The organism is Methylobacterium sp. Leaf99 (assembly GCF_001422375.1).
Lineage (GTDB): Bacteria > Pseudomonadota > Alphaproteobacteria > Rhizobiales > Beijerinckiaceae > Methylobacterium.
In genome coordinates, this window is the sequence record NZ_LMMU01000001.1 from 628,255 (window position 1) to 642,192 (window position 13,938).

At 65.1% G+C, this 13,938-nt stretch carries 21 protein-coding genes, 1 tRNA gene and 1 pseudogene; 17 read left to right on the forward strand and 6 right to left on the reverse strand.

Annotation, left to right across the window (positions count from 1 at the left end):
- Positions 1-256 precede the first annotated feature (256 nt).
- Positions 257-466, reverse strand: a complete 210-nt coding sequence (locus ASF28_RS23650; RefSeq protein WP_338011684.1) for a hypothetical protein — start codon at positions 464-466, stop codon at positions 257-259.
- A 304-nt stretch (positions 467-770) separates the two neighbouring features.
- Here ASF28_RS23650 and ASF28_RS02900 point away from each other — a divergent pair, with 304 nt between their 5' ends.
- From ASF28_RS02900 to ASF28_RS21375, 16 genes and pseudogenes are all read left to right on the forward strand, one after another.
- Entirely contained in the window at positions 771-1,142 is a 372-nt protein-coding gene (locus ASF28_RS02900) for a hypothetical protein (protein ID WP_244474869.1), read from the forward strand.
- 5 nt (positions 1,143-1,147) lie between these two features.
- Complete coding sequence (locus ASF28_RS02905; protein WP_056091119.1) at positions 1,148-1,471, forward strand: hypothetical protein; 324 nt, start codon at positions 1,148-1,150, stop codon at positions 1,469-1,471.
- A 37-nt stretch (positions 1,472-1,508) separates the two neighbouring features.
- Positions 1,509-1,883: a hypothetical protein gene (locus tag ASF28_RS02910; protein ID WP_056087400.1), complete on the forward strand. Its 375-nt coding sequence runs from the start codon at positions 1,509-1,511 to the stop codon at positions 1,881-1,883.
- A gap of 908 nt (positions 1,884-2,791) precedes the next feature.
- Complete coding sequence (locus tag ASF28_RS22185; RefSeq protein ID WP_157085300.1) at positions 2,792-3,490, forward strand: hypothetical protein; 699 nt, start codon at positions 2,792-2,794, stop codon at positions 3,488-3,490.
- 146 nt (positions 3,491-3,636) lie between these two features.
- Positions 3,637-3,930 (forward strand): hypothetical protein, encoded by a 294-nt coding sequence (locus ASF28_RS02915; protein ID WP_157085302.1) that lies wholly within the window; start codon positions 3,637-3,639, stop codon positions 3,928-3,930.
- Positions 3,894-4,352 carry a lysozyme inhibitor LprI family protein gene (locus ASF28_RS02920; RefSeq protein ID WP_082475961.1) on the forward strand — a complete coding sequence of 153 codons (459 nt, stop codon included), beginning with the start codon at positions 3,894-3,896 and terminating at the stop codon, positions 4,350-4,352. Before ASF28_RS02915 ends, ASF28_RS02920 begins: the two co-directional genes overlap by 37 nt.
- On the forward strand, positions 4,349-4,729 hold the full coding sequence (locus tag ASF28_RS02925) for a hypothetical protein (RefSeq protein ID WP_056087408.1): 381 nt from the start codon (positions 4,349-4,351) through the stop codon (positions 4,727-4,729). The genes ASF28_RS02920 and ASF28_RS02925 overlap by 4 nt, the downstream gene beginning before the upstream one ends.
- A gap of 116 nt (positions 4,730-4,845) precedes the next feature.
- The gene (locus tag ASF28_RS02930; protein ID WP_056087411.1) at positions 4,846-5,118 is read left to right on the forward strand and encodes a hypothetical protein; all 273 of its coding nucleotides are present in this window, start codon (positions 4,846-4,848) and stop codon (positions 5,116-5,118) included.
- A 5-nt stretch (positions 5,119-5,123) separates the two neighbouring features.
- Complete coding sequence (locus tag ASF28_RS22190) at positions 5,124-5,324, forward strand: hypothetical protein (RefSeq protein WP_157085303.1); 201 nt, start codon at positions 5,124-5,126, stop codon at positions 5,322-5,324.
- A gap of 139 nt (positions 5,325-5,463) precedes the next feature.
- The gene (locus tag ASF28_RS02935; protein WP_056087414.1) at positions 5,464-5,751 is read left to right on the forward strand and encodes a hypothetical protein; all 288 of its coding nucleotides are present in this window, start codon (positions 5,464-5,466) and stop codon (positions 5,749-5,751) included.
- A 21-nt stretch (positions 5,752-5,772) separates the two neighbouring features.
- Positions 5,773-5,991, forward strand: a complete 219-nt coding sequence (locus ASF28_RS02940; protein ID WP_056087418.1) for a hypothetical protein — start codon at positions 5,773-5,775, stop codon at positions 5,989-5,991.
- 11 nt (positions 5,992-6,002) lie between these two features.
- On the forward strand, positions 6,003-6,263 hold the full coding sequence (locus ASF28_RS02945; RefSeq protein ID WP_056091122.1) for a hypothetical protein: 261 nt from the start codon (positions 6,003-6,005) through the stop codon (positions 6,261-6,263).
- Positions 6,264-6,828: 565 nt separating this feature from the next.
- The gene (locus ASF28_RS02950; RefSeq protein ID WP_056087421.1) at positions 6,829-7,086 is read left to right on the forward strand and encodes a hypothetical protein; all 258 of its coding nucleotides are present in this window, start codon (positions 6,829-6,831) and stop codon (positions 7,084-7,086) included.
- 58 nt (positions 7,087-7,144) lie between these two features.
- A complete protein-coding gene (locus ASF28_RS22195) occupies positions 7,145-7,372 on the forward strand; it encodes a hypothetical protein (protein WP_157085305.1) in 228 nt (75 codons plus the stop codon).
- 622 nt (positions 7,373-7,994) lie between these two features.
- Positions 7,995-8,201, forward strand: coding sequence for a hypothetical protein (locus ASF28_RS21370; protein WP_082475963.1), 207 nt, complete (start codon positions 7,995-7,997; stop codon positions 8,199-8,201).
- A 197-nt stretch (positions 8,202-8,398) separates the two neighbouring features.
- Positions 8,399-8,698, forward strand: a pseudogene (locus tag ASF28_RS21375) (transposase); the annotation flags it as partial.
- 69 nt (positions 8,699-8,767) lie between these two features.
- Here ASF28_RS21375 and ASF28_RS02960 read toward each other — a convergent pair.
- The 4 genes from ASF28_RS02960 to htpG form a co-directional block, all read right to left on the reverse strand.
- Positions 8,768-9,145, reverse strand: coding sequence for a hypothetical protein (locus ASF28_RS02960; RefSeq protein WP_056087426.1), 378 nt, complete (start codon positions 9,143-9,145; stop codon positions 8,768-8,770).
- A 436-nt stretch (positions 9,146-9,581) separates the two neighbouring features.
- Positions 9,582-9,671, reverse strand: a tRNA-Ser gene (locus tag ASF28_RS02965).
- A gap of 82 nt (positions 9,672-9,753) precedes the next feature.
- Positions 9,754-10,812: a glycosyltransferase family 4 protein gene (locus tag ASF28_RS02970; RefSeq protein ID WP_056087429.1), complete on the reverse strand. Its 1,059-nt coding sequence runs from the start codon at positions 10,810-10,812 to the stop codon at positions 9,754-9,756.
- A 46-nt stretch (positions 10,813-10,858) separates the two neighbouring features.
- On the reverse strand, positions 10,859-12,727 hold the full coding sequence (gene htpG / locus ASF28_RS02975) for a molecular chaperone HtpG (protein ID WP_056087431.1): 1,869 nt from the start codon (positions 12,725-12,727) through the stop codon (positions 10,859-10,861).
- A gap of 160 nt (positions 12,728-12,887) precedes the next feature.
- Between htpG and ASF28_RS02980 the strand changes: the two genes are divergently transcribed.
- Positions 12,888-13,193: a hypothetical protein gene (locus ASF28_RS02980; protein WP_056087436.1), complete on the forward strand. Its 306-nt coding sequence runs from the start codon at positions 12,888-12,890 to the stop codon at positions 13,191-13,193.
- A 36-nt stretch (positions 13,194-13,229) separates the two neighbouring features.
- Here the strand turns inward: ASF28_RS02980 and ASF28_RS02985 are convergent, their stop codons facing one another.
- The gene (locus tag ASF28_RS02985) at positions 13,230-13,604 is read right to left on the reverse strand and encodes a hypothetical protein (protein ID WP_056087438.1); all 375 of its coding nucleotides are present in this window, start codon (positions 13,602-13,604) and stop codon (positions 13,230-13,232) included.
- Positions 13,605-13,938: the final 334 nt, after the last annotated feature.

Below are 13,938 nucleotides of genomic sequence, written 5' to 3' on the forward strand. Positions count from 1 at the left end.
GCCCGGCTCCGGCCGCGGCGGGTTTATCCATAGCGGCCCATTGGAAGGATACAATACGACATCCGTAAAACCGTCGACGTCGGTGGGTCTCAGGGAATTTCGGGTAGTCGGCTGAGACCGCGCCATGGCCGCGGACGGTCCCGAGCAGCATGAGGCCCGCAAGGATTGCGCGAAGCGGCGGATCGCTGCCGAGCCTTTGGGGCGGGGGCGGCGCGGGACAGATTGACAGCCTCGGCACGAAACCCGGCCCGGCGTCCTACCGAAGCAGGTAGAGCGATACGCCGATGACCGTCGGAATGAGGACGGCCGCCCCGACGAAGGCCGGCATCACCCAAGCGTTCCCACCATGTGGCTGGGCGACCGCGCGGACACGAGGCGTGGCCGCTCCGGTCTCGCGCGCCAGGGCGATGCGTTCGGGCGAGGGTGGATTTCCGGCCGCCTCGTCGTCGGTGCCAAGCTGCGACAAGCCCGGATCGTAATGAGCGATTTTATCTCCGGTCCGCCCGCTATCGATATCGGCCTTCAGTATCGCGGTCGTCGGCGCCTGCTAGTCCGGAGGGGTCTCAAGGACGAGATTGCCGGGCGTGGGAGAGTTTTCGGAGCTGAGGGCCATGGGGCGTTTCCTGCGGGTCGTCATCTCGGACGCGTCTGACGTCCGTGGTGGACGTAACCTTAATGAAAGTGATTCTAGTGGAGGTAGTTCGGAATAGCGGGGCGATTCGCAGTAGGGAGGCGTCGGGGTGTTTCGAAGATCATTTGGGGTGGCCGGCGTGGGGCTTTTGCTCACTGCCCATTGGACAGCAGCTCTCGCGCAGCCGCCGAAGAAAGTTGGCACCTGCTCGGCGTCGGTGATCGTCCGCATTGGAACGCGCTTTAGCGACAAGCTCGTCAAACCGAAGGGCGACGGGATGGACGAAGGCACGACCGTTGATCTGAAGAACGGCGTGTACGGCGTGTCCTACGAGTACGTGCCCGAGATCGGCCGCTCGCGGGTTGGCGACAAGGTGCTGACCTGCCTCGTGTCGGTTCCCAAGGGCTGTCCAAAGGGGGATGACCGCGGCAAGACGTACACGACTACGAACCTGCGCACCGAAGGCTCGTGGACGCTTAGCGATTCCCAGCACATGTGTGGCGGTGCCTGAAGGCCATGGCAGACCTGCTTCCAGCTACTACCCGCCCGACAGCCCCGCAGCGCCTTGCTGAGGTCTCGCGGCTCGCGACGCTCCTCGCTGATCAAGTGCTGGACGCTCAAATCATGAAGCAACCGGTACCTGACGACCACATTCGCTCGCTTCTCGACGCCGGCCTGCTGTTAAAGGCGTATGGTATCGAGTTGCCGTCCCTGCTGGGACAGATCATGCTTGCCGCGGAAGGGCCGGGGCCGGTCACTTCGCCAAAGCCCGAGGCGGATTTGGACAACGCAGGTCGGCTCGCTTGGATGTTCCGGCCGTTCCAAGGGGCGAAAAGTTGATGCTCGCCAGGCACCCGAAAGCGAAGGGCTATCTGAAATGACTCGGCAGTTCGCCAAGCTGTGGGTGGTTGGTTTCGCTGCGACGCTGATCGCTGGATCGCCCCAAGCGCAGACAGCGGACGAGACGCTGATGAAATCGGCTCGCTCGATCGCTCGAATCGGTCTGATTGAGCCGATCTGCAGCCCCTTCTACCTGCTCGACAGAAAGCGGCTTGCCGAGGTCAAAGGCTGGATGTTGCAGGACGGCGTTGAGAGGTTCGGCGCAGTTCTCATCCAGCGCACGGTTGATCGCGTGCGTTCCGAGTTCCTAGGCGTGATCAAGCGAGAGGGTGCTGCTGGTTGGTGCCCGGCCCAGCGCGCATTCTACAAGGTGCCTGGCCAACCAGAGTTCATAGGTAGCCCGCTCGAGTGAGCAAACCTAAATGTGCACTGTAGTGGTCATCCCCGATATCTGGCTTGAGCACTCCCCTCTGTCGGAGCTGGTCACGCGCAACTCCGCCTTGACCAAGTGCACCGGATTTGGCTCTGTTGTTCCTCAAACGGCGGAGGGCACATGATCCGGGATCTTAGTATCGTTGGGACGGCGGCCCTCATTCTACTCGCTGCACCGCGTGCATCTGCCGGGCCTCTTTCCGAGCTCGATGGACTGTCCGTCTCCCTATCTTATGAGATCTGCTCCGATTCCTGCCGTCGTTTCCCCAGCCAGCTCCGGGTCGAGGGTGACAACATCCTTTTGACCGGAGCCGCTTCGAGAACGCTGAGATACGGTTCGAATGCCTCGTCCGGCCTCACGACCAATGTATCCATCGCAGGCAATGTCCTGAGTATGGCAAGCGACACAGTTGGAGGCCGCAGCCTCACGCAAGTCTCCGTGTCGGGGCGATCGTGCTCCTTGTCCATCACAGGTCCTGGCGTGCCCGCACGCAATATGACGTGCCGCGTCCTCTCGCCAAGCCTAAGCGGCCCTTCGATCCCATCCAAGGCGGGCAAGCCTCCGAAGGACGTTGTCGACAGCCGATGCTACAGGCTGAACGTGAAGCAGACCGATGAGGTTTGCGGCAATAAGTTTCAGTTCTGGCACGTGAACACGGTTAGATCCACTAACAAGCCCGGCTGCCCCGCGAGCTTCCGGTTCACCTACACCAAGCCGGATGGCGCTCAAGGCGATCAGACGCAGACTTCGGGCTCCTCGTTCCGTACCTGCGGCGGCCGTCCAAGCGGAATCGCCGCTAGCGTCCGCTAATCTGGTCGTAAGTTAGAAGAATATACCGTGCGATTTTTACCCTGCAGCAATGTTATTTAACGCGATGGTGCAAATAAATGAAGAATTTAGTCAAAACTACATTTGCCATAATAATGTTTTTTGTATCGTCGCGGGGCGTCTTCTCAGCCGGACTTGTCTCGAATTTAGATGGAACATCTGTCATTATCACATACGAAACATGCGGCAATGGCTGCAAAACATTTCAATCTTCTCTAAATATTCGTGGCGATGAAATCCAGCTTACAGGCGGAGCAGGTTCGGGCACTTACCGCCTTGGATCGAACCCTGGCCCAGTCGGCTCAACTGTAACCGTATCAATCATCGGTAATAACATTACATTTGAAACTGTTGGTCCTACAGGTTTTCGAACTTCAGCCAATTATACTTTCTCTGGTCAAACTTGCTCAGTTAGCTCATTAGGGGACCAATATAAAAAGCGAGAAAGTTGTCATGTCGTTTCGGCCGGAGGCTCAAAGGCATTACAAGCAAAGCGAGTACGTGATGAGCATGCGCAAGGCGCGCCCGACCAAAGGTGCTTGATAGTCGAAGAACCCAGCGTGATTGGTGGTTGCGCTCTTAGTAAGCGCTGGCACTGGACAAATATTCGATCCAAGGGGGGGCAAAATTGCCCAAAAAGCATCGAGTTCACTTATATGGATCCAGATGGAAAGCCTGGGCCAGATAGCTTCTTCACACCGTACAAACTTCAAACCTGTGGTGGCCCACCGAAAAACGTTTTGGTTCGCCTACGCTAGCACGCTCGGAGGTCCCAGCATCGGGATACCGTGAAGGATTAGGGCTTCTCGTCGTCTGAATAGACGCCCTTTGCCTCGGGGCCACCCTCGATTAGCTCAAGCGATGACAGCTCATAATGCCGCCAGTGGGCAGGAGACAGGGTTCAATGACCGACGACCCAGCTTCGCCTGTGCCTCCGCGGCGTCTGGGCGAGCTCTCGAACCTCGCGGCCCTTCTAGCGGAACGAGTGCTGAGCGAGCAGGACGCCGGCCAGAGCATCTCAGAGGCGCATATCCACGCCCTCCTCGACGCCGCGATCCTGCTGGATAAGTACGAGGCCGAGCTGCCAGCCTCGCTCCAACAAATCGTCGATCAGGTCGATGAAGCCCGCGACGAGGTCGAGGATGGAGCGTCCAGCCTCGCATGGCTGCTGAGACCGTTCCAGGGGGTGAAGGGCTGATGGTTCAGCGCATACTTCCCAGGTTGATCCTGGGCCTGACGCTCGCTGGGACGCCGTCGTTCGCGCTCGCCTCCCAGGCAGAGGATCTCGGGATCGATTGCAAGAAGGCGATCTCAACGCCGGACGCCACCCTCTGCATCAACGACGCCTACGAGGTGGCGGACAAACTGCTGAACGAGGCCTACCGCGCCGTGATGGCTTCAATCGACAAGGGCGACACAGCGCCGGAGGTTCGGAAGGACTGGCGAAAGGCCCTCGTCGAGGCGCAGCGCCGTTGGGTCGCCTACCGTGATGCAGAGTGCGAGGTGACAGGATTCGAGTGGTACGGCGGCACGGGTCGTTCGGGCGCCGTCCTCGACTGCGCACGGGCGCTGACCGAAGCCAGAGCGAAGGCGCTCAAGCTACACGCCGATCCGCGATGAGGCTGGGCCTGCGGATCCTGAGCTTGGGCTTCGTCGGCGCGCTGCTAACAGCGAACGCCAGCGCAGCGCCGGCCACTCGCAAGGAGGGGCGGGAAGCTGATACCGCCCTCCGCATCATCCGGCAGCACCGCCTTGTTCCGAAGGAGCTGCGACGCTGCTTTTTCATCATGAGAGGGGGCCATTCCACCGGCCATGTCGTCGTGTTCGACGTTCGCGAGCAGCATCGTCCGCCGCGGTGCAAGGGCGATCCGGGCACGGCGCCGCGTATGTTCAGCCTCGAGGTCGACCTGCGAACCGGACGGGCGCGCTGGGACCGGATGACGCCGGAGGATTTGGACGGAGGGATGCGACCGATCCCGCGGAGGGCGCGGCACTGAGTGCTCTCGCGGCCACACCTCAACGCTGCGTTCTCTGACACGGACAAGCTGCCACACTCTGCACCAAGCGACTCGGCACGCCATTGCCTAAGAGCCGGGGCTGGAGCGAGGTCGAGATGAGCGTGAATGAGCAGACTGGACGGGTCGTGCCGTTCCCCACCCGGGTTTCACCCGATGTCGCCTACGAGGATACTGCTTCGATTATCGCGGTACTGCAGGATCAACTCGCCCTGGCCCGTGAGTGCAAGATGCGATCCGTCGCGGTAGTATCCGTCTCCGCGGACGGCGAGGCGATCGGCACGCAATGGTCGTGCAAGGGTGCCGACATCACCGGCTTGATCGGGAAGTTGACGGTCTTGACCCACGACATGATGGCAGTTCGGAAGTAGCCCCAGTGCTGGCCGCAACGGGTTTGCGTGCTGCGTTGCCCTCCTCAGCGATCCTCCATCACCGCTTCGATCGCATGGATCTTGGTCTCGAGATCAGCAATCTGCTGCAGGACGCCTTTGCCCGGGAGGAAACCTCTTCCTTTGGCTTTAAGCTCCAGGAAGTTTTGTTCAGCCCGCAGGCGTTCGATGAGCGCTTCCAGATCTGACATGCCATTAGAAGCGCGGCCGAACTCGGTGCGTTCCCGGCGCGAACTGCCCGTCCTTAACGGATCCCTGCCTCATCTCGGTAGGCGGAAATCTTTGATCCGTGCCCTACCCTCTCGTTGTGACGCACGGGGAGCGCCTATGTCCGACGACACCCAGAAGCTCCAGATCCTCGTCGGCCTGTACGAGCTGGCGATCAGCCGGTTGTTCGAAACGGTCCCGGGCGGTGATGAAGCGAAGCGCCTGTTCGTCCAGGACGTTCAGCAGGTCCTAGACAGCACGAACGAGCTCCAACCGCACTCCCCAGCGGCTCAGACCTACGAAGCGCTGCTACGACGCCTCGGCGCAGCGCCACCTGATGCTGCTGGCGGCCTAGGCGTTGTTCCCACCCCAGAGCAGGGCCTGCCCCCAGCAGGCGCCGGCCAGTAGGCAAACCGAAGGGCCGATCACATGGCGACCTCGTTCAAGGGTCTCTACCTCTGCCTGCCTAAGCAGCCCCGGCCGACGCACGTGCGCGCGGAGGATGGGGAGCAAGGCCAGCTGACCTTGTCGCGGGAGGACTACGAAGCTCGTGGCGGTCAGCCGCCCTGGCAGAGCCTGCCGTGGGAGGGCGAAGAAGCGCTTGCGCCTACCATCGGGGACAAGGACATTCCTGACACCAGCATGTGAGGGAGTGGGCCATGTCGATCCCGGACCGCGAACTAGAGACATCGCCGCTCGGTGGTGCGATCACCCGCGACGGCCAGACGGTGACGGTTCACATCTACCGGTTTGCCTATACCGAGGATGAATGGACGCTGGAGGTTGTGGGCATTGATCGCAGCCACATCGTTTGGGACGAGACGTTCGAGAGCGATCTGGACGCCTACGAAGCCTTCGAGCGCGCGGTTGCCAAGGACGGCATCAGGTCCTTAACCGAGGACGCGCCGGCAGGTCACTAAAAGAGCCATCGAGGCCGCTGGCGTCATCTTCATCGAGAAGGACTGGCGAGCGCCTAAGGGAATGCTTCGAGCCGCAAGGCGCCAGCCATCACGGTCCGTCCCCAGGGAAACATCGGAACACATCCCATCACTTTGAGTTGGCTCCTCAACGCAACAGCGATGGAGACAACGATGCGTAAGCTCGCTCTCATTTCCGCCGTTACGCTCTCACTCGGGGCTATTGGCGCAACCGGTGCTCAGGCGCAGGGATATGGATACGGCGGCTACCGTGATGGTGGGTACAGCCGTGGCTACGAGCGCGGTGCCGATCGGGGATACGATCGAGACCGAGGCTATGACCGCCGTGCTGACCGACGCGACCGTCGCGGGTTATCGACAGGTGCAGCCGTGGGCCTAGGCATTGCCGGCGTAGCAGCGGGTGCTGCAGCCGCCAGCGCATATGACCGGAGTGGTCCTGGCTACTATGGCCGCGGCTACTAGGCTGGCGCCATCATACTGAGTCTGAAGGCCCTGCCGCGCATGCCGCGGCGGGGCCTTTTCCATTCCAGCCGTTGGAAGCGTACCCATGCAGAGCAAACTCTCGAAGACGATCATCGGCGCTGTCATCGCGATCGCTCTCGCGGCCGCCGTTTCGTACGGGCTCATCAACCAACAGACCGCCGATCAGCTCCAGACCAAAGCGAACCAGACGCTTTCGGACGGCCAGACTGCACCGTCGACGAACCCCCAGCAGCCGGCGCCCGTCCCACAGAGCCCCAACCAGCCAACGCCGACGCAGCCTGGACCCACTCAGCAGAACCCCGCGCCAGCGCCGCGTCCGTGACCCGCGCTGGAGCCGGGCTCAGCGATGGTCACGAGGGCGCACATTCGGAGGATCACCAATGACACAGGACGATAGTCGCAGTCAGGATCGTGCCGAAACCCGAGCCGCCAAGGCAGCCGAGAGGGCCGACACCGCAGGGCAGGTTTGGGAAGAGGTGAGAGAGAAAGAGGCGACCCGTGACGACAAGATCGTTCGCTTGAAGGCTGAGCGGTTGGCGCGGGATGCCGATGAGGCTGCGGTGAAGGATGCCGCCAAACCGGCGAAGCTTAAGCCAGCTAGGGGCTAACCCAGGCGCTTCCCTACCCGGAGTAGCCCTCCCCGCCGCGCTCAGTCGAATCGCCTATCGGGTCAACGATGCCCACAGTGAGGCCGATGGTGGAGCGTCCGGTTTGGCTCGGCTGCTGAGGCCGTTCCAGGGAGCGAATGGCTGAGGAGTTCTAGCTAATTGATGGTCGCCTTCCGAACGGGACGGCGTTCACCCGCACGATTGGGCTGACAATAACTCCGACTGTCAGACGCGCGTGGAATGCTACTGGCAGCGGCACGCCGGCTAAGGCGATATGCCCCTCGGAACCAATACGGAACGTGCCTGAGTTGGCCCAAAAACGGTCGTGGGTGGCCAAAAAGCGCTCCTGCGTGGTTTGAAGGCTTAAAGTCTTAAATGGCGCTGGCGAGGCCTCTGAGCGCATTTAAACGCCGGCCGTTTGACTCTTGGTCTGCGAAAGCTAATATGAGCATTGGGCTGAACGATTCGGCTCAAAAACGACAAAAGCCGAGGCGTGCCTGCCCCGGCTAATGTCTTAACCGCAACGGCCTTGGGGGCTTGCGGCTGTCAGCAACAACACATGTACTTTACGTGCGTGCCTGATGGCGTGTCAAGTTTCCAAGGCCTCCAAAAGGAGGCCATAATGGCCAAAGCTCGACACCAGCCGCCCTGCCACCGCCTCACGTTTGAGGAGGCCGTACAGGTTCATCTTCGTCTGATGGACGGCGAAATCTACAGCCGTATCGCAGCACCCTTCGATGTGAACCAGGGGCGGATCGCCGACGTAAAATTCGGTCGTCTGCACCCCGGCAGCTACGACGAAGCCATACGCCGCCGGTCGCTCCGCTGAATCATCAGACTTAGTAATTTTGGAGAGGCGCAACTGTGAGGTTGCGCCTTTTCTGCTAGCGAGTCCGCCGCACCTGCCCCACCTGCGTCCGCTCACCCTCGACCACTCGGATCGCCCGCATCTTCCTGAGCGCGCAACTGCGCCACCAGCGCCGATAGTCACTCCACCCGCAACGGCTGTGCCCGCGGCTGCGCAGTAGTCGCCTGGGCCGGCCTCGCCGACACCCCTACAAGCTGCACGCTGACAAGGCCTACGATGCCAGATCCCGCCGGAGGAAGTTCCGCGCACGCGAGATCACGCCGCACATCGCACGCAACGGCATCGACAGCAGCCAGAGGCTCGGCCGCCACCGCTAGGTGGTGGAGCGGACCCATGCTTGGTTCAGCCGCTTCCACCGGTTGCCAATTCGCTACGAGCGGCGCGCTGACATCCACAAGGCTTTCACCAGCCTCGCCGCAAGCCTCATCACCTTCAACCAAATCAGACGCTTCTGTTAGGCATTTTAAGGCGGGATGCGCCCCATGGGGATCCGCCGGCTTCACCGGCTGTGGCCCCGTCTGCGGCTTCTACCGGTTCGGCAATCCCCGCCGCTGACGCTTGCGGCGGATGCTGTCGGCCTGGGCCATGATCTGCTCTCGAAGGCCTACGAGACCGTTTCGCGTCTTTTCGTGCTCCGGGCCAGCCAGCGACGGATCGGGATAGCGCCGGTCCCATTCCAGGACCATCGAGATCGTACTCGCCAGCTTCGGGACGTCGCCGAAGGCATATTCGTTGACCGGCCGCCCGATCGTCTCGATCAGCGCGGCGAAAAGGGCCGGGTGCCCAGTCGGATCAAGATCACGATGCGCTGTCAGGTAGCTGCGGTAGCGCAACTGTCCGGCATAAAACCAGAACGTCGCCTCGTCTGCGCGGCCCGCCGCGAGAAGGGCCTGCGCTTTCGCCATAACGTCGCTTGGAGGAAGCCTTGCAGCGGCTTCGGCGCCATCGGGTAGTTTGATCCCCTGTGCCGTCGCTGGAAAGGCCGGCAAGGAGGCCCATAGCGCAGCGATCGCCAACGCGCAGCCACGGAGCCACGATCTGCGATTGACCATGCTGCACGTCCTTCCTTCTGCCGGCAGTCCGGCATCACGGCTGGCCTTCGGCGGGCCCCCTTAGCTCCGGGTCAAAGCAGACGGTTCTGATAGGCGCTCTAAGGCATCCGGCGGCAGCCAGTGCAGCTTTATGACGCCCTCCGTCGGGGCGGCGACCCACACAATGCCGTCCCAGGCTGAGTCCGCCAGCGTTTGCTGCGATCCACGAAAAACGTTGGGGTAAATGTTGGGGTGCTGAAGCTGCGCTTCTAAAAAAGTGCAGCAAAATCAGAAACTTAAATAGATCTACTGGCGGAGAGGGGGGGATTCGAACCCCCGATGCCCTTGCAGGCATGCCGCATTTCGAGTGCGGTGCATTCAACCGCTCTGCCACCTCTCCGCGGGGGCCTCGATGAGACGAGCGCGGCTTAGCATGGGGCGTGGCGGATTCACAAGTCGGCCCCGGGAGAAAAGTGGGCGGCTCACGGTGGGGGGCCGCGCAGGGCGTCGATGTGGGCGCGCAGGGCCGCCGTGAAGCGGCTGGGGTCGTGGCGGTGGCGGGTGCGGGTGGCGAGGCCGGGCGGGGGTGGGGTGCGGGCGGCGGAGAGGATCGCGTCCGCGAGGGCGGCGGGGGTCGGGGCGGCGAGGGTCGCGGCGTCGGCGCCGATGGCCTCCAGCATGGCGCGGTGGGCGGGGATGTCGGTGGCGGCGATGCGCAGGCCGCGGGCCAGGGCCTCGGCCAGGGCCAGGGGCTGCGCCTCGGACCGGGACGGACAGACCGCGAGGGCGATGCCGGAAAACACCGTCGCGGCCGGGCGCGCGCCGGCGAACCGCACCGCGCCGTCGAGGCCGAGGGCGGCGATCCGGGCCCGCAGGGCGGCGGCGTAGGCGGGATCGAGTTCCGGGCCGACGAGGGTGAGGTGGGCCGCGGGGTGGCGGGCGCGCACGAGCGCCAGGGCCGCCACGGCGAGATCCTGGCCCTTGCGCGGCACCACGGCGCCGACCACCGCCATGGTGTGGAGGGGATCGGCGCCGAGGGGATCGCCGTCCGGGGCGGGCAGCGGCGCGAGGGCGAGGGGGTTCGGGATCAGGGTGGCGGACAGGCCGCGCGGCGGGGCCACGTGCGGGCTGATGAGGATGCAGGCATCCGCCAGGGCCACGCGTAGGCGGGCGGTGCGCCCCGTCCCCGCATCGGCGTGCAGGTGCCAGAGCACGAACGGGCGCGGGCGCAGGGCCCGGGCGGCGAGGCCGTAGACGTAGAGGGACGGCTCGTCGTGGACGTGGATCAGGTCCGGCCTCAGGCGGCGCAGGGCCCAGGTCTCGCGGACGAGGAGACGGACGAGGCGCGGCAGCACGGTGAGCTTGCGCCAAAGGCCGGTGAGGGGCCGGGACGGGAACAGGGCGGGTGCCGGATCGTCGGCCTCGGCCAGGGGCGCCCGGACCGTGACGGCGTGGACCGGCGCCAGGGCCTCGGCGGCGGCGAGCAGGACCCGGGTCGAGCCGCCGCGCGTGTCGTAGAGGGTGGGCAGCAGGATCCTCATGGTGCCCCAGCCCGCACGGGGATGCGGACCGGGGCGCGGGCGGGGCTCACGCGTCCGTGGCCGGGGCTGAGGGCGCGGTGGAGGGCGGGGCGGCGGCCAGGGCGGCGGCGACCTTGCGGGCGAAGGCCACGGGGTCGCGCGGGGTGTCGCCGTCCTGGACCCGGGCGAGGTCGACGAGGGTGCCGGCGGCCTCCGCCACATCCGCCCCCGCCTCGACCCGGTCGGCCAGGCCGCGGATCAGGGGATGGCGCGGGTTGATCTCCAGGACCGGCAGGCTGGCGCCGCCCCGGCCCGCCCGGCGCAGGAGGCGCTGCATCTGCAGGTCCGGCCCGCCGGCGGGTGCCGACAGCACCACGGCGCTCTCGACGAGGCGGTCGGTGGCGCGGACCTCGGACACGTCCGCCGCGAGCGCCGTCTTGAGGGCCGCGACGAGGGCGTCCACGGAAGCCGGGGCCTCGGGGCCCTCGGCCGCGTCCGCGAACGTCGACAGATCGATGGCGCCCTGCGTGATCGAGCGCAGGGGCTTGTCGTCGAAGCGGCCGAGGGCCTCGGGCCAGAACGCGTCGACGTGGTCGGAGAGCAGCAGCACCTCGACGCCCCGCGCCCGAAACCCTTCGAGCTGGGGCGAGCTCTTGAGGGCGTCGGCATCGTCGGCGACGAGGTAGTAGATCGCCTCCTGTCCGTCCTTCATCCGGGCGACGTAGTCGGGCAGCGAGGTCCAGCCGTCCTGGGCCGAGGAATGGAAGCGCAGGAGCGGGGCGATCTCGGCCCGGCGCTCGTGGTCCTCGTAGATGCCCTCCTTGAGGACGGGACCGAAATTCTCCCAGAACGGGGTGTAACCCTCCGCGTCCTTGGCCCGGTTGGTGAGTTCGGTGAGCACCCGGCCGGTGACCGCCCGGCGGATCTTGGTCAGGACCGGCGTCGCCTGCAGCATCTCGCGGGAGACGTTGAGGGGCAGGTCCTCGGTGTCGACCACGCCCTGGACGAAGCGCAGCCAGGTCGGCAGCAATTCGGCCTCGTCGGTGATGAACATGCGGCGGACATGCAGACGCACCTTGCTGGCGCGCTCGTTCTCCACGGCCTGGAACGGCTTCATGCCGGGCACGAACAGCAGCGCCGAGAACTCCAGGGCGCCTTCCGCGCGCCAGTGCAGGGTCGCCCACGGCTCATCGAAGTTCATGCCGACGTGGCGGTAGAACGCCGTGTACTGCTCCGGGGTGATCTCGGACTTGGACTTGCGCCACAGGGCGGTGCCCTGGTTGACCGTCTCCTCCTTGCCGTCCTCCACCAGGGCGATGGGCACGGTGATGTGGTCGGCCCATTTGCGCACGACGTGATCGAGGCGGTAGCCCTCGAGGTACTCGTCGGCATCCGCCTTGAGGTGGAGCACGATGTCGGTGCCGGGCTCAGGACGCGTCGCCGGCTCCAGGGTGTAGCTGCCCTGGCCTTCGGACGCCCAGGTCCAGGCCTCGTCCGACCCGGCGCGGCGCGAGGTGACGGTGACCCGGTCGGCGACCATGAAGGCGGAGTAGAAGCCGACGCCGAACTGGCCGATGAGGCTCGGCTTGTCCTCCGGCTTGGCGTCGCCGAGGGACTGGCTGAAGGCGCGGGTGCCGGAGCGGGCGATGGTGCCGAGGTTCTGGGCGAGTTCGGCCTTGGTCATGCCGATGCCGGCATCCGACAGGGTCAGGGTGCGCGCCGCCTTGTCGGGGGTGATGCGGACCTTGGCGTCGGGCGGCAGGGCGGAGGCCTGGTCGGTCAGGGCCTCGAAGCGGCGCCGGTCCATGGCGTCGGCCGCATTGGCCACCAGTTCCCGCAAAAAGATCTCGCGGTCGGAATAGAGGGCGTGGACCACGAGGTCCAACAGGCGCCCGACCTCGGCGCCGAATTCGTGCCGCTCCACGGTGTCGCTCAAGGGTCCGCCTCCGAAGGTTTTTTTCGCTGGGTGCGCGCGATATGCGCGTGGGGGCCAAGGAATTCAATGCCGCCCGCCGAGGGGCGCAACCCTCGCGGCGCAACCATCGCGGCGTTCGAGCGTAGCCATGCCTTCACCCTGCGACGCGCGGAGACGCCCCATGGAACCGATGAAGCCGATGGAACCCATGAAGCCCATGGAACCGATGAAGGGCTCGGAGCCGTGGTGGCCGCAGGAGCTGGGCCAGCCCTCGACCACGGGCTCGCAGAACGGCCTGCGCTACGCCTTCTTCCCCGACGCCCGTCGCCTCCTCGTCGAGACCGACGGCACGCTCACCACCTACGACAGCGGCGACCACCGCATCTCCGGGGTGCAGCAGGCCAACGGCAGCGCCCCGCGCTTCTCCAGCCAGACGGGTGATGTGTCCGTCGACGACCTGAAGGTCGTCGACGGACTCTTCGACTGACTCTTAGGGGGCGGCCTCGCGCCGCCTCCGGCTCGCTTAAGGCTTGACGGTGACGCGCTGGCCGGGTTCGCCGAGCCCGCGTTGCGCCCCCCGCCGGTTCACGATGCCGAAGCGCAGGACCGCCTGTTCGAGGTAATCGATGGCGTCGTGGAGGTGGGCCCGCGCGGCCTCGATCGCCGCCGGCCCGTCCTCGGGCCGGGTCTCGGCCAGTCCGACCGCCGCGATGAGGACGCGGTCGCGCTCCTCCTCGATGCGCCGGTCGCGCTCGACATGGCCGCGGATCTCGGCGTCGAAGGCTTCGACTACTGCCCAGGGCAAGGCATCTCCGCTGACGGAGCCCGGGAAGGCCATGGCCCGGCGCCGGGCCTGGGCGATCACCTGCCGGAGGATGTCCGCGCGCGTCACGTCCAAACCGTCGCTTCCTTCTCGCACCGATGCCGGAGAGAACGTCCGTCGGGTCAGGACCGTTGCAGCCGGCTTCAGGCGGCGTCGGCTCGGTGCACCCAAACATGGCGCCGGGAATTCCGCCGCCCGAAAACCATGCCAGGTCTCACACCCAGGTCTCACACCCAGGTCTCACACCGGAGTCCAGCCCGGACCGCGTCGGGCGGCGGCGGAACAAGGCGAGCCCGTTCCGCGGCCACATCCCGGGCGACCGGCGGCAGGGCGCCCATCGGCGCAGGGCCGCACCCGGATCGATCCCCCGCGGTCCGTGCCCACGCGGCCGCGCCGACGGGAGACCATC

Excerpts from the sequence above, each read along its gene's own strand:
- ASF28_RS22195 (WP_157085305.1), top strand. The coding sequence starts at position 7,145 with ATGACACAGGACGATAGTCGCAGTCAGGATCGTGCCGAAACCCGAGCC.
- ASF28_RS02980 (WP_056087436.1), top strand. The coding sequence starts at position 12,888 with ATGGAACCGATGAAGCCGATGGAACCCATGAAGCCCATGGAACCGATG.
- ASF28_RS02940 (WP_056087418.1), top strand. The coding sequence starts at position 5,773 with ATGGCGACCTCGTTCAAGGGTCTCTACCTCTGCCTGCCTAAGCAGCCC.
- ASF28_RS02950 (WP_056087421.1), top strand. The coding sequence starts at position 6,829 with ATGCAGAGCAAACTCTCGAAGACGATCATCGGCGCTGTCATCGCGATC.
- ASF28_RS02935 (WP_056087414.1), top strand. The coding sequence starts at position 5,464 with ATGTCCGACGACACCCAGAAGCTCCAGATCCTCGTCGGCCTGTACGAG.
- ASF28_RS02970 (WP_056087429.1), bottom strand. The coding sequence starts at position 10,812 with ATGAGGATCCTGCTGCCCACCCTCTACGACACGCGCGGCGGCTCGACC.
- ASF28_RS02915 (WP_157085302.1), top strand. The coding sequence starts at position 3,637 with ATGACCGACGACCCAGCTTCGCCTGTGCCTCCGCGGCGTCTGGGCGAG.
- ASF28_RS22185 (WP_157085300.1), top strand. The coding sequence starts at position 2,792 with ATGAAGAATTTAGTCAAAACTACATTTGCCATAATAATGTTTTTTGTA.
- ASF28_RS02905 (WP_056091119.1), top strand. The coding sequence starts at position 1,148 with ATGGCAGACCTGCTTCCAGCTACTACCCGCCCGACAGCCCCGCAGCGC.
- ASF28_RS21370 (WP_082475963.1), top strand. The coding sequence starts at position 7,995 with ATGGCCAAAGCTCGACACCAGCCGCCCTGCCACCGCCTCACGTTTGAG.
- ASF28_RS02920 (WP_082475961.1), top strand. The coding sequence starts at position 3,894 with ATGGCTGCTGAGACCGTTCCAGGGGGTGAAGGGCTGATGGTTCAGCGC.
- ASF28_RS02960 (WP_056087426.1), bottom strand. The coding sequence starts at position 9,145 with ATGGCGAAAGCGCAGGCCCTTCTCGCGGCGGGCCGCGCAGACGAGGCG.
- ASF28_RS02925 (WP_056087408.1), top strand. The coding sequence starts at position 4,349 with ATGAGGCTGGGCCTGCGGATCCTGAGCTTGGGCTTCGTCGGCGCGCTG.
- ASF28_RS02945 (WP_056091122.1), top strand. The coding sequence starts at position 6,003 with ATGTCGATCCCGGACCGCGAACTAGAGACATCGCCGCTCGGTGGTGCG.
- ASF28_RS02910 (WP_056087400.1), top strand. The coding sequence starts at position 1,509 with ATGACTCGGCAGTTCGCCAAGCTGTGGGTGGTTGGTTTCGCTGCGACG.
- ASF28_RS02930 (WP_056087411.1), top strand. The coding sequence starts at position 4,846 with ATGAGCGTGAATGAGCAGACTGGACGGGTCGTGCCGTTCCCCACCCGG.